This window comes from Belnapia sp. AC561 (assembly GCF_979252845.1).
This window is the reverse complement of record NZ_CEEDBP010000025.1, coordinates 68,721-88,746: the sequence shown is the minus strand read 5'-3', so window position 1 is coordinate 88,746 and position 20,026 is coordinate 68,721. Positions and strand designations below refer to the sequence as shown.

General features: G+C 73.2%; 24 protein-coding genes. 7 read left to right on the top strand and 17 right to left on the bottom strand.

Annotated features, from left to right (window positions below; all coding sequences use genetic code 11):
- Window positions 1–28: 28 nt before the first annotated feature.
- A complete protein-coding gene (locus AC0IW9_RS19620) occupies window positions 29–526 on the top strand; it encodes a GlcG/HbpS family heme-binding protein (protein ID WP_471649982.1) in 498 nt (165 codons plus the stop codon).
- On the top strand, window positions 523–1,488 hold the full coding sequence (locus AC0IW9_RS19615; protein ID WP_471649981.1) for a Bug family tripartite tricarboxylate transporter substrate binding protein: 966 nt from the start codon (window positions 523–525) through the stop codon (window positions 1,486–1,488). The genes AC0IW9_RS19620 and AC0IW9_RS19615 overlap by 4 nt, the downstream gene beginning before the upstream one ends.
- Before the next feature lie 10 nt (window positions 1,489–1,498).
- Here AC0IW9_RS19615 and AC0IW9_RS19610 read toward each other — a convergent pair whose 3' ends face one another.
- The 4 genes from AC0IW9_RS19610 to AC0IW9_RS19595 are packed head-to-tail and all read right to left on the bottom strand — an operon-like array spanning window position 1,499 to window position 6,076.
- Window positions 1,499–2,980 (bottom strand): class I adenylate-forming enzyme family protein, encoded by a 1,482-nt coding sequence (locus AC0IW9_RS19610; RefSeq protein ID WP_471649980.1) that lies wholly within the window; start codon window positions 2,978–2,980, stop codon window positions 1,499–1,501.
- 36 nt (window positions 2,981–3,016) lie between these two features.
- Window positions 3,017–4,261 carry an acyl-CoA dehydrogenase family protein gene (locus AC0IW9_RS19605; RefSeq protein WP_471649979.1) on the bottom strand — a complete coding sequence of 415 codons (1,245 nt, stop codon included), beginning with the start codon at window positions 4,259–4,261 and terminating at the stop codon, window positions 3,017–3,019.
- Window position 4,262: 1 nt separating this feature from the next.
- Window positions 4,263–5,045 carry an alpha/beta fold hydrolase gene (locus AC0IW9_RS19600; RefSeq protein WP_471649978.1) on the bottom strand — a complete coding sequence of 261 codons (783 nt, stop codon included), beginning with the start codon at window positions 5,043–5,045 and terminating at the stop codon, window positions 4,263–4,265.
- The gene (locus AC0IW9_RS19595) at window positions 5,042–6,076 is read right to left on the bottom strand and encodes a 2,5-dihydroxypyridine 5,6-dioxygenase NicX family protein (RefSeq protein WP_471649977.1); all 1,035 of its coding nucleotides are present in this window, start codon (window positions 6,074–6,076) and stop codon (window positions 5,042–5,044) included. Before AC0IW9_RS19595 ends, AC0IW9_RS19600 begins: the two co-directional genes overlap by 4 nt.
- A gap of 150 nt (window positions 6,077–6,226) precedes the next feature.
- Between AC0IW9_RS19595 and AC0IW9_RS19590 the strand changes: the two genes are divergently transcribed.
- Window positions 6,227–6,676 (top strand): MarR family winged helix-turn-helix transcriptional regulator, encoded by a 450-nt coding sequence (locus tag AC0IW9_RS19590; RefSeq protein ID WP_471649976.1) that lies wholly within the window; start codon window positions 6,227–6,229, stop codon window positions 6,674–6,676.
- On the opposite strand, the gene AC0IW9_RS19585 is transcribed toward AC0IW9_RS19590, so the two are convergent.
- A complete protein-coding gene (locus tag AC0IW9_RS19585) occupies window positions 6,673–7,335 on the bottom strand; it encodes a class I SAM-dependent methyltransferase (protein WP_471649975.1) in 663 nt (220 codons plus the stop codon). The two genes, AC0IW9_RS19590 and AC0IW9_RS19585, sit on opposite strands and share 4 nt — an antisense overlap.
- The gene (gene ubiA, locus AC0IW9_RS19580; RefSeq protein ID WP_471649974.1) at window positions 7,332–8,267 is read right to left on the bottom strand and encodes a 4-hydroxybenzoate octaprenyltransferase; all 936 of its coding nucleotides are present in this window, start codon (window positions 8,265–8,267) and stop codon (window positions 7,332–7,334) included. Before ubiA ends, AC0IW9_RS19585 begins: the two co-directional genes overlap by 4 nt.
- On the opposite strand from ubiA, the gene AC0IW9_RS19575 reads away from it, so the two are divergent.
- A complete protein-coding gene (locus AC0IW9_RS19575) occupies window positions 8,260–9,045 on the top strand; it encodes a 16S rRNA (uracil(1498)-N(3))-methyltransferase (protein WP_471649973.1) in 786 nt (261 codons plus the stop codon). The two genes, ubiA and AC0IW9_RS19575, sit on opposite strands and share 8 nt — an antisense overlap.
- A 94-nt stretch (window positions 9,046–9,139) precedes the next feature.
- Complete coding sequence (locus tag AC0IW9_RS19570) at window positions 9,140–10,495, top strand: glutamate--cysteine ligase (RefSeq protein WP_471649972.1); 1,356 nt, start codon at window positions 9,140–9,142, stop codon at window positions 10,493–10,495.
- A gap of 8 nt (window positions 10,496–10,503) precedes the next feature.
- Here AC0IW9_RS19570 and AC0IW9_RS19565 read toward each other — a convergent pair whose 3' ends face one another.
- From AC0IW9_RS19565 to AC0IW9_RS19555, 3 genes are all read right to left on the bottom strand, one after another.
- Window positions 10,504–10,941: a BLUF domain-containing protein gene (locus AC0IW9_RS19565; protein ID WP_471649971.1), complete on the bottom strand. Its 438-nt coding sequence runs from the start codon at window positions 10,939–10,941 to the stop codon at window positions 10,504–10,506.
- A gap of 67 nt (window positions 10,942–11,008) precedes the next feature.
- Window positions 11,009–11,320 (bottom strand): AzlD family protein, encoded by a 312-nt coding sequence (locus AC0IW9_RS19560; RefSeq protein ID WP_471649970.1) that lies wholly within the window; start codon window positions 11,318–11,320, stop codon window positions 11,009–11,011.
- Window positions 11,317–12,033 carry an AzlC family ABC transporter permease gene (locus tag AC0IW9_RS19555; RefSeq protein ID WP_471649969.1) on the bottom strand — a complete coding sequence of 239 codons (717 nt, stop codon included), beginning with the start codon at window positions 12,031–12,033 and terminating at the stop codon, window positions 11,317–11,319. Before AC0IW9_RS19555 ends, AC0IW9_RS19560 begins: the two co-directional genes overlap by 4 nt.
- 109 nt (window positions 12,034–12,142) lie before the next feature.
- Between AC0IW9_RS19555 and AC0IW9_RS19550 the strand changes: the two genes are divergently transcribed.
- Entirely contained in the window at window positions 12,143–12,568 is a 426-nt protein-coding gene (locus AC0IW9_RS19550; protein WP_471649968.1) for a DUF1810 domain-containing protein, read from the top strand.
- On the opposite strand, the gene AC0IW9_RS19545 is transcribed toward AC0IW9_RS19550, so the two are convergent.
- Window positions 12,565–13,203: an acetyltransferase gene (locus AC0IW9_RS19545; RefSeq protein ID WP_471649967.1), complete on the bottom strand. Its 639-nt coding sequence runs from the start codon at window positions 13,201–13,203 to the stop codon at window positions 12,565–12,567. The two genes, AC0IW9_RS19550 and AC0IW9_RS19545, sit on opposite strands and share 4 nt — an antisense overlap.
- Before the next feature lie 45 nt (window positions 13,204–13,248).
- Here AC0IW9_RS19545 and AC0IW9_RS19540 point away from each other — a divergent pair, with 45 nt between their 5' ends.
- A complete protein-coding gene (locus AC0IW9_RS19540; protein WP_471649966.1) occupies window positions 13,249–14,286 on the top strand; it encodes a glycoside hydrolase family 113 in 1,038 nt (345 codons plus the stop codon).
- A 12-nt stretch (window positions 14,287–14,298) separates the two neighbouring features.
- Here the strand turns inward: AC0IW9_RS19540 and AC0IW9_RS19535 are convergent, their stop codons facing one another.
- The 7 genes from AC0IW9_RS19535 to AC0IW9_RS19505 form a co-directional block, all read right to left on the bottom strand.
- Window positions 14,299–15,216: an NAD(P)-dependent oxidoreductase gene (locus AC0IW9_RS19535; protein WP_471649965.1), complete on the bottom strand. Its 918-nt coding sequence runs from the start codon at window positions 15,214–15,216 to the stop codon at window positions 14,299–14,301.
- Between the two features lie 68 nt (window positions 15,217–15,284).
- Window positions 15,285–16,379 carry an enolase C-terminal domain-like protein gene (locus tag AC0IW9_RS19530; RefSeq protein WP_471649964.1) on the bottom strand — a complete coding sequence of 365 codons (1,095 nt, stop codon included), beginning with the start codon at window positions 16,377–16,379 and terminating at the stop codon, window positions 15,285–15,287.
- A gap of 44 nt (window positions 16,380–16,423) precedes the next feature.
- Complete coding sequence (locus tag AC0IW9_RS19525; protein ID WP_471649963.1) at window positions 16,424–16,864, bottom strand: EF-hand domain-containing protein; 441 nt, start codon at window positions 16,862–16,864, stop codon at window positions 16,424–16,426.
- A gap of 106 nt (window positions 16,865–16,970) precedes the next feature.
- A complete protein-coding gene (locus AC0IW9_RS19520) occupies window positions 16,971–17,879 on the bottom strand; it encodes an SAM-dependent methyltransferase (protein ID WP_471649962.1) in 909 nt (302 codons plus the stop codon).
- The gene (locus AC0IW9_RS19515) at window positions 17,876–18,256 is read right to left on the bottom strand and encodes a DUF423 domain-containing protein (protein ID WP_471649961.1); all 381 of its coding nucleotides are present in this window, start codon (window positions 18,254–18,256) and stop codon (window positions 17,876–17,878) included. The genes AC0IW9_RS19520 and AC0IW9_RS19515 overlap by 4 nt, the downstream gene beginning before the upstream one ends.
- A 9-nt stretch (window positions 18,257–18,265) precedes the next feature.
- Window positions 18,266–18,982 carry a deoxyribonuclease V gene (gene nfi / locus AC0IW9_RS19510; RefSeq protein WP_471649960.1) on the bottom strand — a complete coding sequence of 239 codons (717 nt, stop codon included), beginning with the start codon at window positions 18,980–18,982 and terminating at the stop codon, window positions 18,266–18,268.
- Between the two features lie 37 nt (window positions 18,983–19,019).
- On the bottom strand, window positions 19,020–19,907 hold the full coding sequence (locus AC0IW9_RS19505; protein WP_471649959.1) for a metal ABC transporter solute-binding protein, Zn/Mn family: 888 nt from the start codon (window positions 19,905–19,907) through the stop codon (window positions 19,020–19,022).
- Window positions 19,908–20,026: the final 119 nt, after the last annotated feature.

The window sequence follows — 20,026 nt, the reverse complement described above, 5'->3', positions numbered from 1 at the left end:
CCAGACTCCGCCCGATCGCGGGGAGCGCATGATGTCCGAGGACTACTACATCATCCGGGTAAAGGCCGAACTCGCCCTGGCCGGGGCGGAACGCATCATCGAGGAATGCCTGAAGGCGGGCGCCGTGGCGAAGCTGCTGCCGCTGACCGTCGCGGTGCTGGATGCCGGCGGGCATCTGATCGCCTTCAAGCGGCAGGACGGCAGCGGCATCGCCCGCGGCGACATCGCCATCGGCAAGGCCTGGGGCGCGCTGGGCATGGGCATCTCCTCCCGGACCATCCGCGACCGGCTGCGGGAACGCCCGGCCTTCCAATCCGCCATCGCCGCGGCGACCGGCGGGCGCTTCATCCCGGTCCCCGGCGGGGTGCTGATCCTGGATGCGGCGGGCGATGCGATCGGGGCCGTCGGCATCAGCGGCGATGCCTCGGACAAGGACGAATACGCCGCCGTCACCGGTGCGAAGGCAGCCGGCTTCGCCACCCATCCGGCGGCACCGGCGCCGAACTGGCGGGATGCGGGGTTGTGAAGCGACGCGCCCTGCTGCTTACGGGGTTGGCTACCCCCGCCCTGGCCAACCCCGCCCTGGCGCAGGACCGCCCCATCCGCCTGGTGGTGCCCTTCGCCGCCGGCGGCAATACCGACATCTTCGCCCGCCGCTACGCCGCCCGGCTCGGCACCGAGATCGGCCAGCCGGTGGTGGTGGAGAACCGCACCGGCGCGGCCGGCGCGATCGGCACGCAGGAGGTGCTGCGGGCGCGCGCCGATGGCACCTCCCTGCTGTTCGGCGGCGCCTCCACCCATGCGATCTTCCCGCTGATGGCGGTGCGGCCGCCCTATGACCCGGTGCAGGACTTCGCCCCGGTGGCGCTGCTCGGCGCCTCCTCCGTCTGCTTCGCCGCCCGGCCGGAGGTGGCGGCGGACCTGCCCGGCCTGGTCGAGCGGATGCGGCGGGAGCCGGGCAGACTGCGCTTCGGCACCCCCGGCACCGGCAGCTTCCTGCACATGGCCGCCGAGATGCTGCGGATGGAAGCCGGCAGGCTGGACGCCGTGCATGTGCCCTATCGCGGCAGCGCCCCCGCCATGGCGGACCTGCTGGCCGAGCATATCGACTGGGTCTCGGATACGATCGGCACCACCATCGAGCATCACCGCGAGGGCCGGGTGCGGATGCTCGCCATCGCCTCCGCCGCCCGGTCGCCGCTGGCGCCGGAGGTGCCGACGGTTGCCGAGGCGCTCGGCCTGCCGCGCTTCGAGGCCAGCCTCTGGAACATGGCGCTGCTGCGGGCCGGGACGCCGGCGCCGCTGGTCCTCGGGCTGCATGCCGCGACCCTGCGGGTGCTGGCCGATCCCGCCTTCCAGGACGGGCTGCGGACCGCCGCCATCGAGCCCGCCCCGGCCGCCGGCCCGGACGAGTTGCGCAGCTTCCTGCAGGCGGAGCTGGTGAAGTGGCGCCCGGTGGTCGCCGCCTCCGGCGTCAGGATCGAGTAGCGCGGCATCGTCAAGCGCCCGTCTGCGCCAGCAGCCGCAGCGCCTCGACCTGCACCTTGCCCAGGGCGGTCCGCGGCAGCGCCGCCACAGGCACCACCGCCCGGGGGTGCTTGAAGCGCGCCAGCCGGCCCTCGAAATGGGCCAGCACCGCCGCCGCGTCGAAGCCCGGCCCCGGGACCACCACCGCCACCGGCACCTCCCCCCAGCGGTCGTCCGGCCGGCCGCAGACCGCCCCCTCGGCAATGCCCGGGGCCTCCCGCAGCAGCCGCTCGACCTCGGCCGGGTAGATGTTCTCGCCGCCCGAGATGATCAGGTGCTTCAGCCGGTCGGTGAACCAGAAGCGCCCCGCCGCATCCACGACGCCGATATCCCCGGTGGCGAACCAGCCATCCTTGCGCCAGGCCGACTCGGTCGCCTCCGGCGCCTGCCAGTAGCGACGGGCGAGATGCGGCCCGCGCAGCTCGATCTCCCCGGCCTCGCCCGGCGGCAGCGGCTCGCCCGCCGCATCCACCACCCGCGCCTCGCCGAACAGCGCCGGGCGGCCAATGGACCCGGGCGAGGCCAGCGCCTCCGCCCGGGTCTGGTAGATCGCCACCGGCCCGGTCTCGGTCGCGCCATAGACCTGCTGCACCGGCAGGCCGCGCGCATGGAAGGCCTCGATCAGCGCCAGCGGCACCTCGGAGGACCCCGCCCCCACCGCCCGCAGCGAGCCGAGCGCCGCCCCCGCCCAGCCGGGATCGGCGAGCAGCGCCCGCATCACCGCCGGCACCAGCAGGGTCAGCGTCGGCCGATGGGCCGCGCAGGCGGCGAAGAAGCCGGCGGGATCGAAGCGCGGCAGCAGCACCACCTCGGCGCCGGCCACCAGCGCCGGCAGCGTCTGGATGTTCAGCCCGCCGACATGGAACAGCGGCAGCACCGTCAGCACCCGGTCGGCCGCGCCCAGGCCGAACATGTGCCGGGCGTTCAGCGCATTGAACAGCAGGCCCTGACGATCGATCAGCGCGCCCTTGGGCTGCCCGGTGGTGCCGCTGGTATAGACCAGCAGCATGCCATCGCCGGGTTCCGGCAGCGGCCGCGGCAGGACGGCCTCCTCGCGCGCCAGGCCGGGCCAGGCCGCCGTCGCCTCCAGCACCTCGCAGCCCTCCGGCGCGGCGCGGTGGGCGAGGTGCTGCATCTCCGGCGTGGCGAAGAGCACGACCGCCTCGCTGTCCTCGAGGATCGCGGCAAGCTCCGGCACCGCCAGCCGCCAGTTCAGCGGCACGTGCAGGGCGCCGATCTGGGCGCTGGCGAGCAGCAGCACGAGCTGCGACGGGTGGTTGTGGCCGAGGAAGGCGACCCGGTCGCCATGGTCGATCCCCATCTCCTGCAGCCACTGCGCCGCCGCCGCGACATGGCGGAGGAGTCCGCCATAGGTGATGACCGCGTCCTCGAAGCGCAGCGCCACCGCGTCCGGGGTATGCGCCGCATGCCCCTCGATCGCCCGGCAGATCACGTGATCGCACCGCGGGCGATGGGCGCCGCCGGGCCGTCAGTCATCGGTCTCACCCTTGGCATAGAGGCAGTCGCGGCCGAGCCGGTCGATGCAGAGTTCCGCGGTCCAGGGCAGCATCAGGCTGCCGCAACGGGCATCCCGGTACAGCCGCTCCAGCGGCAATGACTTCAGCATGGCCTGGCCGCCGCAGGTCCGCACCGCCTTCGCGGCCAGCGCCGCGGCATTCTCCATGACGGTGTGCTGGGCGGCCCAGGCGCGCTGCACCTGTTCCTGGCTCGGGTCGGCCCGGGCATCCGAGATGGCCTGGAACCACAGCGCCTTGGTCTGCTCCAGCATCACCCGCATCTCGGCAACGGCGATCTGCTTGGTCGGGTACATCCGGCGCTTCACCGGCGACATGCCCGGCACCTCGCCGCGCAGATAGGCGATGGTGAAGTCGTAGGCCGCCTGGGCCAGCCCCATGTAGGTCGGGCTCAGGGTCATGAACATGTGCGGCCAGCGCAGCGCCGCCTGGAAATAGAGCCCCGCGGGCATCAGCGCCGCGTCGTCGCCCACGAAGACATCGCGGAAGACCAGGGTGCGGGAGACGGTGCCGCGCATGCCGAGCGGGTCCCACTCGCCCTCCACCGAAACGCCCGGCGCATCGCGCGGGATGGCTAGATACAGCGTGTCGCGGCGCGACAGCTTCTCCTCGCCCTCCCGCACTTCCGTGCAGAGCACGCCGTAGAAATCGGCATGGCCGGCGAGGCTGGCGAAGATCTTCCGGCCGGAGACGCGGTAGCCGCCGGCCACCCGCTTCGCCGTGGTGCCGAAGGCGGCGCCGCCCGCCGCCGCCGCGCCACCCTCGGAGAAGGGCTGCGAATAGACCGCGCCATCCCGCAGGATGCGGGCATAGTGCAGCGACCGGCGCCGCTCATGCTCGGCCCGCACCGCCGGCGGCATCTCCAGCGCGTCCACCAGCGGCCCGGTCCAGAGCGTGGAGCAGACATGCATGTTCCAGGTCAGTGCCGTCGCGCCGCAGTAGCGCCCCATCTCGGCGGCGGCGAGGCAATAGGCGCGGAAGCCCGCCCCCAGCCCGCCGTCTGCCTCGGGGATGCAGATGCCGAGCAGGCCGTTCGCCGCCATGTCGCGGTAGTTCTCGGTCGGGAAGCTGGCCTCGCGGTCCCAGCGGGCGGCGCGCGGCGCCAGCACGGCCTCGCCGAATGCGCGGGCCCGGGTCGCCAGCGCGGCTTCCTGCGCGGTCAGCCGGAAGGCGGCGGGATCGAAGATCGGCGCGTCCATCTCAGTCGTCCCCCACCGCGGTCAGGAAATTCCCCAGCACCGCGTTGAAGTCGTGCGGCCGTTCCAGATGTGCGAGATGCCCGGCATAGGCGAGGATGGCGAATTGCGCGCCGGGGATCTCGCCGGCCATGCCATGCATCACCGGGAAGGGCGCCATCGGATCGCCCTCCCCCACCAGCACCAGCACCGGCACCTCGAGGCGCTCCAGGGAGGCGCGGCGGTCGAAGCCGACCAGGGTCGCCAGGGTCGCCCGATAGGCCGCCGCCGGCACCGCCGCCATGCTGGCCAGCGCCGCCGGCAGGGCGGCCGGGTCGGGATCCTCGCCGAGCAGGCCGGGGATCAGCGCCTCGGCCACTTCCGCCATGCTGCGCCCGGCCTCCAGCGGCGCCAGCCGGGCCGCGAGGAAGGCCTCCCGGAAGGCCGGGTTGCGGCCGCCGAAGGCCGGCGGGCTGGCATAGAGCACCAGGCTGCGCACCCGGTCGGGCCAGGTGAGCGCGAATTCCAGCGCCACCATGCCGCCGATCGAATGGCCGACCAGATCCGCCCGCTCGACCTCCGCCGCATCCAGCATGCGCGCCAGCGCCGCGGCCAGCGCCGGGAAGCCCGGCTCGGCCAGCGGGGCGGAGGCGCCGTAGCCCGGCATGTCCCAGGCCAGCACGCGGTAGTCGCTCAGCGAGGGCAGGGTCGGCTGCCACAGCCCGGCGCCGCCGCCGATGCCATGCAGCAGCACCACGGCGCGCCCGCCCGTGCCGCTTCCGGTCCACCGCGGGGTCGCGTCGGTCATGCCAGCCTCCCTTCCACCACCACGGGGTCGCCATCCAGGGTGATGGTGCAGCCGCGCACGGGGATGTCGAAATGCCCCTCGGTGAAGCGGCCGGCGAATTCATTGGCCCCGGTCGAGAACAGGAAATTGCCGGCGAAGGCGCGCAGCTCGGTGCCGTTGGTGTCGCGCTGGCCATACATCGCCAGCGCCTCGTAGCGCGCCCGCGGATTCATCCCCCAGCCGACATGCGAGACGGCATAGGCGGCCGGGTCGCCCCAGGCTGCGAGATACCGCCGCATCAGCTCCGCATCCGTCCCCGCACCGGCGATCTCCGTCACGTAGTCGTCCACCAGCGTCAGCCGCACCGGGCTTTCGAGGTAGCGCTTGAAGGTCAGGTTCACGTCCCCCGCATCCAGCACCAGCGTGCCGTTGACGCTGCCGGCGCGGGGGAAGGCGACGACGACGCCGCCCGGCCAATGCGCGACCGTCCCCGGCCGGTCGGTCCAGCCCCAGACGCCGGCCGTCACCGCCCCCACCATCGCCACCTGCAGGTCCGTCCCCGCCGCCGAGGTGACATGCATTCGCTGCGCCGCCCGCGCGCGTTTCACTGCGGCCTTGACCGGCGCCTCGTCCTCCGGCCGCGGCACCAGCCGGGCCAGCGCCTCCGGATGCTCGTTCGAGACCATCATCACCCGGCTGCCCGCCTTCAGGATCGCCGGCAGCTCCGGCGCATGCAGCAGCCCCTCCAGGGTCAGGTCGAGGATCAGCGGGCTCGCCGCCAGCGCCGCCAGCACCGCCGGATGGCCGCCCAGCGCGCGGGAGGCGCCGGTGGACCGCACCGGCACGGGGGCTGTCGTCGCCGGCGTCGGCAGGATGCAGCGGAAGGGCCGGCAGCCCAGCCGCAGCGCCGCCAGCTCCGCCAGGTCGAGGTTCAGCGCGCGGGACTGGCTTTCGCCCAGCAGGCAGACCGGCATCCCGGGGCTGGCCTGGCACAGCCGCAGCACCACCTCGAAGGCGTCCAGCCAGGAAGCCTCGATCCGATCGGTGAGCATGACGTCTCCTCTCCACCGCCCCGGCGGCAATTAGTATGAAAGCGCATTAATGGCCAAATCGGATTATTTTAACGGAATCCTAGCGGATGAATTGATATCCTGAGCCGAGCCTCGGTAATATGTTCCGGTATTGACATGAAAGAGCCGACATTGCCCGACCGGGTCCGCTTCATCGACAATTACCTGCTCTACCTGCTTGCCCGGGCCTCGCACCAGATTTCGAGCGAATTCCACGACCAGCTGCGCCGCCGGGGCGTCAGCATCCCGGTCTGGCGCGTGCTCGGCAGCCTGCTGGGGAGCGATGGCGAGACGGTCACCGGCCTGGCCGAAACCTGCCTCCTGCAGCAGCCGACCATGACCAAGCTGCTCGACCGCATGGTGCGGGACGGGCTGGTGAAGCGCGCGCCGGATCTGCGGGACCGCCGCGTCGTGCGCGTCATCCTGACCCCGCGCGGCGAGGCGCTGGCCGAGGAACTCGCCGTCGCCGCCCGGCTGCATGAGGCGGAGGTGATCGCCCGCCACCCGGATACCGAGGCGCTGGCCATCAAGTCCCTGCTGCGCGCCATCCTCGAGAAGCACGGGCCGAAGCGGCGCGCCTAGGGCGTGAGGCGATAGATCGTCACCGCCCGCGCCTCCCGGTCCTCCAGCTCGCGCGTCGTCGGCACCTCCAGCCGATAGACCTCTGCCAGCCCCTCCCGCGGCAGATAGGCCCGGCCGGGATCGGCCAGCAGCACCTCCGCCCCCGCCGCCGCCATCCGCCGTAGCCAGGGCAGGATATGCCCGGTCATCGGCGCCTCGTAGCAGACGTCGCCGGCGAGGATCACGTCCCAGCGGCATCCGGCGCCCACCACGTCGCCATCGAGCGTCGCCACCGCCACGCCGTTCAGCGCCGCGTTCAGCCGGGTCGCGGCGATCGCCAGCGGGTCGATCTCTGCCGCCTCCACGGCCGCCGCCCCGGCCATGGCGGCGGCAATCGCCGCGATCCCGCCGCCGGCGGCGAAGTCCAGCACCCGGCGGCCCCGCACCCGCGCGGGCTCATCCAGCAGCAGCCGCGCGGTGGCGATGCCGCCCGGCCAGGCAAAGGCCCAGAAGGGCGGCTCGATGCCTTCCTCGGCCAGCCAGGCCTCGGTCGCCTGCCAGATCGGGGTGATCTCGGTCGCCAGGTGCAGGCGGATCTCCGGCACCAGCGCCGGCTGGGCGATGGCGGTATGCGCCCGCAGGAAGGCCTCGGCGCCCCCGGTTTGCGAAGCCGGCGTCAAAGTCGGCCGACCAAATAAGCCAGCGTCACCGCCAGCCCGACCTCCCGGTTCGACTGGAACAGCCGCAGGCAGTGCGCCGGGTCATGGATGTCGAGCGTCAGCACCTGCCGCGCCAGCAGCCCCGCCGGCAGCAGCATGGCCGGCAGGAACAGCCAGGACAGCCCCGCCATCACCCCGGCCGCGACCAGCAGCGCCACCACCCCGGCATAGCAGGCGGCGAGGAAGGGCCGCGTCCGCTCCCCCCAATGCAGCGCCGTGCTGCCGATGCCGACCATGGCGTCGTCCGCCCGGTCCTGATGCGCATAGATCGTGTCGTAGCCGAGGATCCAGAGGAACCCCGCCGCCCAGAGCACCAGCGCCAGCGCCCCCACCTGCCCGGTCGCGGCCGCGATCCCCTCCGGCGCTGCCCAGGAGAAGGTCAGCCCCAGCATCGCCTGCGGCCAATTGGTCACCCGCTTTGCCAGTGGGTACAGCAGGATCGGCACCAGCGAGGCGACGCCGAGCCAGATCGCCGTCGAGTTCAGCTGCGCCAGCACCGCCAGCCCCACCAGGCAGAGCGCGGCGAGGAAGACCAGTGCCTGGAAGGGCGTCACCGTCCCCGCCGCCAGCGGCCGCCCGCGGGTGCGCTCCACCTTGCGGTCGATGTCGCGGTCCCAGAGGTCGTTCACCACGCAGCCCGCCGCCCGCATGGCGGTGGCGCCGACGCCGAACAGCAGCGCCAGCCACAGGCCCTGCCCCCAGTCCCGCGCCGCCAGGGCGAAGGCCCAGAAGCCCGGCAGCACCAGCAGCCAGACGCCGATCGGCCGGTCGAGCCGCGCCAGCAGCGCATAGGGCCGCCAGGATGCGGGGAGCCGCGCGACCCAGCCGCGCGCCTTGATGTCGGTGAAGCCTTGCACCCGCCCTCTGTTCCAGCGAAACCGCCGCATGTCCATCCCGCGGCTTTACCTGGACCAACCGCTGACCGCCGGGGAGGCCGTCCCCGCCACCCCCGGCCAGGCGCATTACCTCGGCAGCGTCATGCGCCGCGCCGTGGGCGATGCCGTCGTGCTGTTCAACGGCCGGAGCGGCGAATGGCAGGCCAGCATTGCCAGCCTGCGGAAGGACCGCTGCACCCTGCTGCCGGAGGTGCAGTCCCGCCCGCAGGAGGCCGCGACGGATACCCGCCTGCTGGTCGCCGCGCTGAAGCGGGACGCCCTGGAATGGGTGGTGGAGAAGGCCACCGAGCTCGGCATCGGGCTGATCCAGCCGGTCCTCACCCGCCGCACCGTGGCCGGCCGCGTCAATACCGCCCGCCTCGCCACCATCGCCCAGGAAGCTGCCGAGCAATCCGAGCGACTCACCCTGCCCCGCATCGCCGAGCCGCTGCCCCTCCATGCCGTGCTCGATGCCTGGGACGGCACCCCCCTGCTGGTGGGCGCCGAGCGGACCGATTCGCCGCCCCTGGCGCGTGTGGCCGCCGGATTGCACGCCGCCGGATCGTTGGTTTCAACGTCGGTCCCTTGGGCCTGGCTGGTCGGGCCGGAGGGTGGTTTCGACCGGGCGGAGCTTGACGATCTGGCCCGGCGGCCCTTTGTTTCGCCTGTTGCCCTCGGCCCGCGCATCCTGCGGGCGGAAACGGCGGCCATCGCCGGCCTCGCCATACTCCAGGCTCTGGCGGGCGATTGGCCGGCGGTGGATTGGACGGAAAACCCCAGCCGTTCTATCGGTTGAGGCATTGGTCGGTCGAAGCCACAGACGGCGCGCCGGAATACAGTTTAATCGCGCCGGGCATTCCGCCCGAGCCCGGACAGGTGGAAGCGGCAGGATGTCCAATCCCGGCGAAGCGGATCTGACGCCGATCACCGATCATCGGCAGCTCGCCGAATGGTTCGCCGCCGGCGGCAAGCCGCGCGGCACCTGGGGCATGGGCACCGAGCACGAGAAATTCGGCTTCTTCCGCAGCGATTTCGCCAGCCCCGCCTATGAGTCCGAGGGCCGGCCGGGCGGCATCCGCGCCATTCTCGACGGCCTGGCGGCGAAGGGCTGGGAGCCGATCCTCGATGCCGGCAACCCGATCGGCCTGAAGCGCCGCGGCGCTTCCATCAGCCTGGAGCCGGCGGGGCAGCTGGAGCTTTCGGGCGCCATCGTGCCGGACCTGCACGCGACCCATCTGGAGCTGCAGGACCACCTGCGGGAAGTCCATGCGGTGACGGATGCGATGGGCATCGGCTTCGCCCCGCTCGGCTTCCACCCGACCCATTCGCGCGCCGAGATGCCCTGGATGCCGAAGGGCCGCTACGCCATCATGCGCCGCTACATGCCGCTGGTCGGCAGCATGGGCCTCGACATGATGCAGCGGACCTGCACCGTGCAGGCCAACCTCGATTTCGGCGACGAGGCCGACATGGTCGAGAAGCTGCGCATCTCCCTCGCGCTGCAGCCGGTCGCCACCGCGCTGTTTGCCAATTCGCCCTTCACCGAGGGCAAGCCCAACGGCTTCCGCAGCATGCGCGGCCAGGTCTGGACCGACACCGACGCCGACCGCACCGGCATCCCCGCCGTGGTCTTCGAACAGGGCTTCGGCTTCGAGCGTTTCGCCGAATGGCTGCTCGACGTGCCGATGTATTTCGTCATGCGCGATGGCCAGTGGCTGGATGCCGCCGGCCGCAGCTTCCGCGACTTCATGGCGGGCAAGCTGGATATCCTGCCCGGCCAGCGCGCCACCATCGGCGACTTCGCCGACCACGTGACCACCGCCTTCACCGATGTGCGGTTGAAGCGCTTCCTCGAGATGCGCGGTTCGGATGCCGGCAGCGCGGCGATGATCGTCGCCAAGCCGGCCTTCTGGGTCGGGCTGATCTATGACGACGCGGCGCAGAAGGCCGCCGCCGCGCTGGTGCGGGACTGGACGCTGGAGGAGATCCGCGCCCTCCGCCTCGCCGCCCCGCGCGATGCCTTGCAGGCCCGCATCCGCGGCCGCAGCGTGCAGGACGTGGCGCGGGACGTGCTGGCCATCGCGCGCGACGGGCTGCGCGCCCGCGGCCTCGGCGAGGAGGTCTACCTGGCCCCGCTCGACGAGATCGTGGCCAGCGGCATGACCCAGGCGGACCGGCTGCTGGCGCTGTACGACAAGGCCTGGTCCGGCGACGCCGCCCGGGCCCTGCTGCACGCCGAGGTCTGACCTTTGGGCTAGGCCGCGGCCGCTTCGGCGGTCTGCCCGGCCATGGTGGCGAGCAGCAGATCGACCACCTCCGGCCCCGCCTGGGCGCCGTTGTCCTTGGCGGTGATGGCGGCGAAACGCGCCTCCACCTCCGGTGAGGGGCCGATATAGCCCATGCTCCAGGCCCCGAAGGACCGGGCGGCGATGGGGCCGGAGCCGACCACCATCGGGTTGGAATGGCGCGGATCGGCCTCGATCCGGTGATAGGTTTCCCAGACCACGGATTCCGGTCCCTCCAGCACCTGGGCGAAGGCATCGGCGCTGAACAGCAGCGCCCCGGTCAGGCCGAGCGCCGTATTCTTGCGGCGGGCGGTTTCCAGGATCTGGCGGATACCGGCCTCGCTCTCCTCCGGCGGCAGCAGGTTCTGGCTGAGGTAGGCAAGGCGATACAGGGGCTCGGACGACATGGAGACGATCCTCTTGCGCCGGCGCAGCTTGCCGTCGGGAGGTGAAAATTCGCTGAATCCGCCGCCCTCAGACCACGCCCCGCATCGCCTGCAGGACCCAGAGCACCGCCACCCCGACCAGGATGGACAGCGCCAGCCGGCCCAGCCGGACCTGCGCCAGCAGCGCCGCCGCCGCCGCCACCCAGGCCGGCCAGCCGCCGCGGGCGAGCGCCGGGGCGAGGAAGGCGACGAAGATGCAGCCCGGCAGGTGCAGCAGCATCGCCTGCACGAAGGGCGGCGGCCGCGTCACCCGCAGGATGGCATAGCCCCCGGCGCGGCACAGGTAGGTCACCGCCGCCATGCCGAGGATGGCGGCCAGCACGTCCCAACGCAGGCTCATGGCGCGGCGCGGCGCAGGTCGCGGGCGGCCCCGGCGGCGGAACCGGCCAGCGCGCCGGCCAGCACCGGCCAGGGCGCCCCCAGCCCCGCCCCGTGCACCGCCAGCGCCGCCACCCCGGCGACGATCCAGGGCAGCAGGTCCGACCGCCCGCGCCAGAGCGGCACGAGGATGGCCATCAGCGCCGCCACCGAGGCGAAGAAGACCGGATGCCCCGGCGGCAGCTTCAGGGCGGCGCCGAAGACATGCCCGACCGCGCACATCACCATCCAGTTCGCCCACATGGTCAGGCTGGCGCCGACCAGGAAGCCGGCATCCCGCCGCCCCGCCCGCATCTCCGCCACCATCAGCGCGAAGGCATTGTCCACCAGCACCGCCAGGCTGCCCCACAGGCGGATGCCCGAAAGCCGGTCGAGCACCGGCGCCAGCGCCGCCCCCATCGGCGCCATCCGCAGGTTGATGACCAGCACCGCCAGGGTCGCCGCCAGCACCGGCGCCGGATCGGCCCAGAGCTCCAGCGCGACGAGCTGCCCCGTGCCGGCGAAGACCAGCCCGGACATCAGCAGCGTCTCCAGCAGGGACAGGCCCTTGGCATCGGCGGCCATGCCGACCACCAGGCCGAAGGGCGCGAGGCCGAGCGTCAGGGCGAGCGCGGCAAGGCAGCCACGGCGGGCACCCGCGCGGGTGAAGGCGATTCGGGCGGCGTCTGGCTGCAAATACCGGGTCCTCCTGCCGCCGGGTATGGCATCGCGCCGGCGGACAGGCGAGGGGCGGCGCCAAGGGAGGGCGCTTGGCATCGCCACCCCGGCCGCCCACCTTCCGGGCATGGCAACCGACCCCTTCGACCTCGATCGCTTCGTTCAGGCCCAGGATCCGGTGCTGGACCGGGTCCGCCAGGAATTGGCCGCGGGCGAGAAGCGCAGCCACTGGATGTGGTTCGTCTTCCCGCAGCTCGCCGGGCTCGGCCAGAGCGCCATGGCGCGGCGCTACGGCATCGCCTCGCTGGCCGAGGCCGAGGCCTATCTGGCGCATCCGCTGCTCGGGGCCCGGCTGCTGGAGCTGACCGGGCTGGTCAACCGGGTGGAGGGCCGTTCGATCCACCGGATCCTCGGCAGCCCGGACGACATGAAATTCCAGTCCTGCATGACCCTGTTCCAGCGGGCCCGGCCGGCGGAGCCGGCCTTCCAGGCGGCGCTGGACCGGTATTTCGGCGGGGCCGCCGACGCCCGCACCCTGGCGATGCTGGGCTAGGACCCAGGCGCGGCCAGCACCCGCGCCGGCACGCCGCCGACCGACTGCCCCGCCGCCACATCCGCCACCACCGCCGCGCCGACCCCGACCACCGCCGCCTCGCCGATGCCGACATAGGGCCGGCAGGCCGCCCCGGCCCCGACCAGCGCCCGCGCGCCGACCCGCACGCCGCCCGCCAGCACCGCCCCGGGGCCGACATGCGCCCCCTCCCCCACCACCGTGTCATGCTCGGCGATCGCCCCGGTATTGAGGATCGCCAGCCGCCCGACGCGCGCCAGCGCCCCCAGCACCACCCGCGGCAGCACCACCGTGCCGGGGCCGAGCGCCGCGCTGCGGGCGACGATGGCGGAGGGATGCACCAGCGCCGGCAGGGCGAAGCCCAGCGCTTCCAGCCGGGCGCCTGCCGCCAGCCGGGCGGCATTGTCGCCGATGGCGATGCAGGCCAGCCGGCAGCCGTCCCGGAACAGCGCCGGCAGCACCGCCTCATCCCCCAGCACCGGCAGGCCCAGCACCGGGCCGGGCGGCGGCCGCCCATCGACCAGACCGGCCAGTTCGTAGCCCGGCAGGTCCTGCAGCAATTCGATCAGCGCCCGGCCATGCCCGCCGGCGCCGAGGATGACCAGCCTCTCGCGCATTATCGCCCCTGTGCTTTGCCTCGCCCCCGTTATAACCCGGGCGTGATGCTCCCGCGCCGCCCTCTCCTCCTCGCCGGCCTGATGCCCGCCAGCGCGCTGGCGCAGCCGGCCGCGCGCCCAGCCCAGCCCGCCCCAGCCCATCCCGCCGCACCGCCGGTGGCCGGCGCCTGGCGCGGGGTCAACCTGATGCAATTGCCGGGCTTCCCCTATGGCGGGCCGGATGCCCGCTTCGCCCTGCGCCAGGTGGCGGCGCTGGGCGCGGATAGCGTGGCCCTCGTCCCCTTCCTCTGGCAATCCGGCCCGGCCAGCGCCAGCGTCGCCCGGGGCGGCGACCTCGACCCGGCGGCGCTGGCCGAGACCATCGTCCGGGCCCGCGCGGCCGGGCTGAAGGTGCTGGTGAAGCCGCATCTCTGGGTCGAGGGCGGCAAGGCGGAGGCCGCCGCCCCCGCCCATGAGTCCGGCTGGAAAAGCTGGTTCGCCAGCTATGGCGAGGGCCTTCTGGACTTGGCGAAGCTCTCCCAGGCGGCGGGGGCCGAGGCGCTGTCCATCGGCACCGGCCTGTCCCGCAGCATCGGCCGCCCGGAATGGCGCGGCCTGGCGGACCAGCTCCGCGGCGCCTTTCGCGGCCGGCTGATCTTCGTCGCGAACAGCCTGGAGGAAGCCGAGGGCATCGGCTTCTGGGACCGGCTCGACGGCATCGGCCTGCGGCTCTTCCCGGCGCTCGGCCGGGACGACGGGCCGGAGGAATGGGGCGTGGTGATGCGGCGGGAGGCGGAGCGGCTGGACCGGCTCTCGGCCCGCCTCCGCCGCCGGATCTGGGTGGCGGAGCTCGGCCTCCGCTCCGCCGCCGGCGCCGCCCGCCGCCCCTGGGAGACGGTGGAGGAGCGCCGCGCCCCGGCCGACCCGCGCGTCCAGGCGGCGGTGCTGGCCCGCTGGCTGAAGACCCTGGACCGCCCCGCGGTGGAGGCGGTGCTGGTCTGGCGCTGGTTCACCGACCCCGGCCGCGGCGGCGCCGAGGACACCGACTTCACCCCCCAGGGCAAGCTGGCCGAGGGGGTGCTGATGGGGGCCTGGGCACGCTGAGCGCGCCCAACGTTACTTCCCCTCGGCGACGATCCGCCGGCAATGGTCGAGCGCCGCGCCGATCAGGTTGTCGCTGGCCTCCGGCGTGCGGAAGGCGGCATGCGGCGCGAGCGTGGTATTCGGCATGTCCCGCAGCGGATGCCCGGCCGCCAGCGGCTCCGCCACGAAGACATCCAGCGCGGCATGGCCGATCCGTCCCGTCGCCAGCGCCGTGGCCAGCGCATCCTCGTCAATGATGGCGCCGCGCGCGGTGTTCACCAGGATCGAGCCCTGCTTCATCAGCGCCAGCTTCTCGGCCGAGAGGAAGCCCCGCGTCTCGTCGTTCAGCAGCAGGTGGACGGAGACCACGTCGCTCTCGCCCAGCACGCGTTCGAGCGAGCAGAACTCGATGCCCGGCATCGCCTTCGGCGTGCGGTTCCAGGCCAGCACCTTCATCCCGATGCCGGCGCAGAGCCGCGCCATCTCGGCGCCGATGCCGCCGGTGCCGACCAGGCCGATGGTCTTGCCGGTGAGCTGCATGCCGACCGTGCGCGGCCAGTCCCCGCGGCGGATCGCCGCATCCATGGAGGCGATCCGGCGGGCCGAATCCCACATCAGCGCGAAGGCCATCTCGGCGACCGCGGTATCGCCATAGCCCTTGATGATGTGGACGGTGACGCCGAGCGCCTCCAGCTCCTCCGGGTTCATGTAGCTGCGGGCACCGGTGCCGAGGAAGACGATGTGCTTGAGATCCTTGCACTGCTTCACGATCTCGGTCGGGAATTGGGTATGATCGTCGATTGCGATCTCATACCCGGCCAGCAGCTTCGGCAGGTCGGCGCTGGTGATGTCGGGGTTGCGGTTGATCACCACCTGCGGGTCGCCCGGCCGGCCGAGCCGCTCGGTGACCTCGGCGAGCGAGTCATTGGCATCGACGAACAAGGCGCGCACGGCAATCTCCCGGGGTTCAATCGGGGCGGAGACTAACCCGCGGCGGCATCGCGGCCAACGCCGCTCGTTCAGGCATCCGCCGCCCACTTCGCCAGCGCCGCCGGGTCCCAGTCGAGGCCGAGCCCCGGCCGCTCCGGCACGATCGCCATGCCGCCCTGCACCTCCAGCGGCTGCCGCAGCAGCGGCCCGGCCACGTCCAGGTGCTCCAGCAGATGCGCCGTCGGCGTCGCCGGCAGCAGCTGCGCGCTGGCCTCGATGAATATGTGCGAGGACATCGGGATGCGCTTCGCCGCGGCGATCGAGGCCGCCTGCATCCAGCCGGTGACGCCGCCGATCTTCATCGCATCCGGCATGCAGAGGTCCAGCGCGCCGGCCTCCAGCGCGCGGGCCATGCCCTTCGGTCCCCACCAATTCTCGCCGCCCTGCACCGGCAGGCGCAGCTGGCCGCGCAGCGCCGCCAGCCCGGCATCGTCGTCGACCGGCAGCGGCTCCTCCAGCCAGCGCACGTCGAGCGCCTCGAGCGCCAGGCCGCGCCGCTCCGCCTCCGGCCGGGTCAGCCCCTGGTTGTAGTCGACCAGGATCTCGACGCCGTTCCCGACCGCGCCGCGCACCGCGCGGACGGTGTCCAGGTCATCCTCCAGCCGCGCCTGGCCGAGCTTGAACTTCACCGCGCGGGCGCCGAGCGTGGCGACCGAGTGCCCCGCCTCCTCCGCCAGCATCGCCGCGCCCCAGCCGCGTAGCGAGGCGTAGATCGGCAGCGCGCGGGGCTCCGCGCCGAGCAGCCGGCAGAGCGGCACCCCGGCGGCCCGCGCCAGCGTATCCCACAGCGCCATGTCGAGGCAGGAGAGCGCGATCTGCACCAGCCCCTCGGTGCCGAGGATGCGGAAATTGTTGTGCAGCTCGGCCCACAATACAGCCGGCGCCAGCGACCGGCCGGCGAGCCCGGCGCCGATGTTCCGCACCAGCGCTGCCACCGGGCCGAGCGCGGCCGGGGTATAGGGGAAGACATAGGCATTGCCGGTCACGCCCTGGGTCGTCCGCACCTCGGCGATGACCAGCGGGGCGCGCGGGATGACGTTGAGGCTGTTGCGCAGCGGCGGGTCGAGCGGCGCATCGACGGCGCGCACCGCGATCCCCTGGATGGTCAATGCCGGCAGGACCATGGTGGATTTTTCCTCTCCCTGGCCCGGAAGCTTGCCAGCCTTCCTCAGGCAGCGGAACCCGCGCCGCCATAGGCCCGCAGCGCGCGGCCCATCAGCGCCTCCAGCCCGCTAACCGCCTGGGCACCTTCCTGCAGGCCGAGCAGCGCCGACAGCCCCTCCCGCGAGGCCGCCCCGGCATGGCGCGACCGCCGGCCCTGCTCCAGCTCCGCGCCGCTCAGCTTGCCGTCGCCATTGGTGTCCAGCGCGCTGAAGGCGGCGGCGGCCCGGTCCGTCCCGCCGGCCGAGCTTGCCGATGCCGCGGCAGCCCCTGCCGCCGGCGCGGCACTTCCTGCCTCCCGCGGCGGGCGCTTCGCCATCGCCTTGAACTCATCGAGCGAGAGGCCGCCGTCGCCATCCTTGTCGGCGCGGGCGAACATCCTGTCGCGCATCTGCTGCAGCATCGCCGCGCCGCCGGCGCTGCCCGAAACCTGCCCCGAGACCTGCATCTCCTGACCTTTCCTGCCGTTCCGCCGGCCGGATGCCGCACGGGGCGCCATGGGCGCCGCCAGCGCAACAGCATCCGCCGTGCCAGCCGGGATCAGCCCAAGGGGATCATCCCAGACGCACGAACATCAGCTCATGCTTGTTGTGCGCGCCGTGGAAGACCATCGCGCCGGGGATAGAGGCGAATTCGGCCGCCGCGGCATGGTCCGTCTCGCCCTGGAACTTGATGGTGCAGCAGAAATTCCGCGCCCGCCCCGCCTCCAGCCAGCGCCGCACCAGGGCCAGCAGCCGGGCCGGGTAGCAGATGACGTCGCTGAACAGCCAGTCCATCACCGGCAGCTGCTTCGGGTCCAGCCCGAAGGCGCTTTCCAGCCGCATCGAGACGCCGGGCATGGCGGCGACGGCGGGGTCCAGCGGCGCCTTGTCCACCGCCACCACCTCGGCGCCGAGCTGCGCGATGGCCCAGGTCCAGCCGCCCGGCGAGGCGCCGAGGTCGAGGCAGCGCTCCCCCGGCTGAGGCCAGCGCCCGGCCCGGGTCAGCGCTTCCCACAGCTTGAGGTAGGCGCGGCTCGGCGGCCCCTCGCGGTCCTCGACGAATTGCACCGCGCCATTGACGAAGGGGCTGGTCTTGGTCGGGCTGAACAGCAGCCGGTCGGTCGCCAGCAGGGTCCAGCCGCCGAGGTGCCCGGTGGGCGCGGCTTCCGGGAACAGCAGCGGACGCGCCTTCACCGGCGGCAGCCGTTCCTCGATCAGCGCGGCGCGGCGGTGCTGGCCATGGGCATAGAGCGCCCAGTTCCGCTGCACCGCCCGCAGCGCATCGGCGGCCGATTTCACCGAGGGCGCCGGCACCTCCTGCGGCGCGGTCCAGGTCTCCAGCGCCCAGGCGCTCGGCCCCGGCGGCTCGGGCGAGAGCGCCAGCCTGCCGTGCCACGTCGTGATGCTGCGTCCGCCGAGGCGCAGTTCCTCGGCCAGCTCCGCCTCGAAGCCCTCGGCCGCGAGGTACGCCGCGCCGATCATGGCGTCGTCCGGGGGCGCCACACCGCCGAGACGAAGAGCAGCGCCCAGCCGACCATCAGCAGGGTCCCGCCCACCGGCGCGACCGAGCCGAGCGAGACGCCACCGATCGCCACCGCATAGACCCCGCCGCAGAACAGCAGCATCCCGACGGCGAAGGCCGCTCCGGCCAGATGCGGCAGCACCCCGCCGCGCCGCTCCGCCCAGAGCCCCACCGCGAGCAAGGCCAGCGCATGCCAGCCCTGCTGCTGCAACCCGCTCGCCAGCATCGCCAAGCGCTGCGGCTCCAGCCGCATCGGCGCCGCGTGGGACGCCCAGGCCGAAAGCCCCACGGCCGCCAGGCCCGCCAAGGCGCCGAGCGCCAGCCATACTCTGTGCATCGGCGCGGCTTACTCCGGCGCGGCCGGAATGGCGACTCCATGCGCCCGGCGCGCCGCATTGGCCGCCAGATGCGCCTGCCGGGTCGGCTCCGGCAGCCGGTAGCCGGTGCCGCAGCGCCGCACCCAGTCGACCGCGCTCGCCTCCGAGATCCGGTGGCCGAGCGAGACATACAGCGGGTTGGAGCGCTTGCGCGTCCGCAGCAGGGTGCCGAGCCGCCGGCCCTTCCAGACCAGCGGCTGCTCCGCCCCGGGCTCGGCCTCCAGCTCCGCCTCGGGCCGGCCGACCAGGGGCGACTTCGCCACGCCGATGCTGGGCACATCCAGCACCACGCCGAGATGCGCGGCGATGCCGAGGCCCCGCGGATGGGCGATGCCATGGCCATCCACCAGCACGAGGTCGGGCTTCGCCTCCAGCTTGGCCCAGGCCTCCAGCAGCGCCGGCACCTCGCGGAAGCCGAGGAAGCCCGGCACATAGGGCATCCGCGCCCGCTGCACCGCGGTCGCCTGGCCCACCACCGCCAGCCCCGGCCATTCCAGCAGCACCACGGCGGCGAAGACCAGGTTCTCCGGATCGAAGCGGGTATTGCTGATATCGACCCCGCCGATCAGCCGCACCGGGCCGAAGCGGTCCACCGCCTCGACCCGCGCGGCGAGGGCCACCTGCGCCGCCCTTGCGGTGGCGAGGTCCGGCGGGTCGACCCATTCGGGCGGAAGAGCTTCGGGCATGCGGCATCTTACGCAGCCGCCGCCGCCGGGGTTGCCCTCAGCCGAGCATCGCCGGCACCAGCAGCCCGAGATTGTGCCGCACCATGGCCTCGTAGCTCGGCGCCGGCCCCTCGGGCGGGGAGAGGGTATCGGCATAGAGCCGGCCCCGCACCGTGACGCCGGCATCGCGGGCCAGCCGCTCCATCACCGCCTGGCTGCCGATGCCCTCGATGAAGACCGCCGTCACCCCCTCGGCGCGGATCTGCCGGATCAGCGCCGCCACCTGGGCGGCGGAAGGCTGGGCATTCGGCGCCACGCCCTGCGGCGCCAGCAGCCGCACGCCATAGGCCGCGGCGAAATAGCCGAAGGCGTCGTGGCTGGTGACCACCACCCGCCGCGCCGGCGGCACCCGCGCCACCTCCGCCCGCACCCAGGCATCCAGCGCCGCCAGCCGCGCGTCGTAGTCGGCGGCCCGCACCGCGGCCTCCGGCAGCAGCCCGCGCAGCCCGGCGGCGATGGCCGCGGCATAGGACCGGGCGAGCGCCACATCCTGCCAGGCATGCGGGTCCGCGGCATGGCCGGCGCCCCCCGGCCGCGGGGTGACCCCCGCGCTCGCCGTCACCAGCGCGCCGCGATAGCCGGTGCTCCGCAGCAGCCGGTCCAGCCAGGGCTCGAAGCCGAGGCCGTTCCGCACCACCAGCCCCGCCCCCTGGACCGCCGAGGCCTCCGAGGGCCGTAGCTGGAAGAGATGCGCATCCGTCTCCGGCCCGGCCAGCACCCGCAGCGCCACCGCGTCGCCCGCCAACTGCCGGACCATGTCGCCGAGGATGGAGAAGGAGGCGACCACCACCGGCCGCGCCTCGTTGGTCTGGGCAACCGCCCCCCGACCGGCCAGCAGGCCGGCGGAGGCGAAGAGGGCGGCACGGCGCGAGAGCGGGGTGATCATGGAGGTTATATTATAACATCCATCCTGACCCGGCCAGCCCTCGGCGATATCGAATGACACACCGAATTCACCGAAGCGCATCTGGCGCGTTGGCGAAGCCGTCCATCCGGCCGATATTG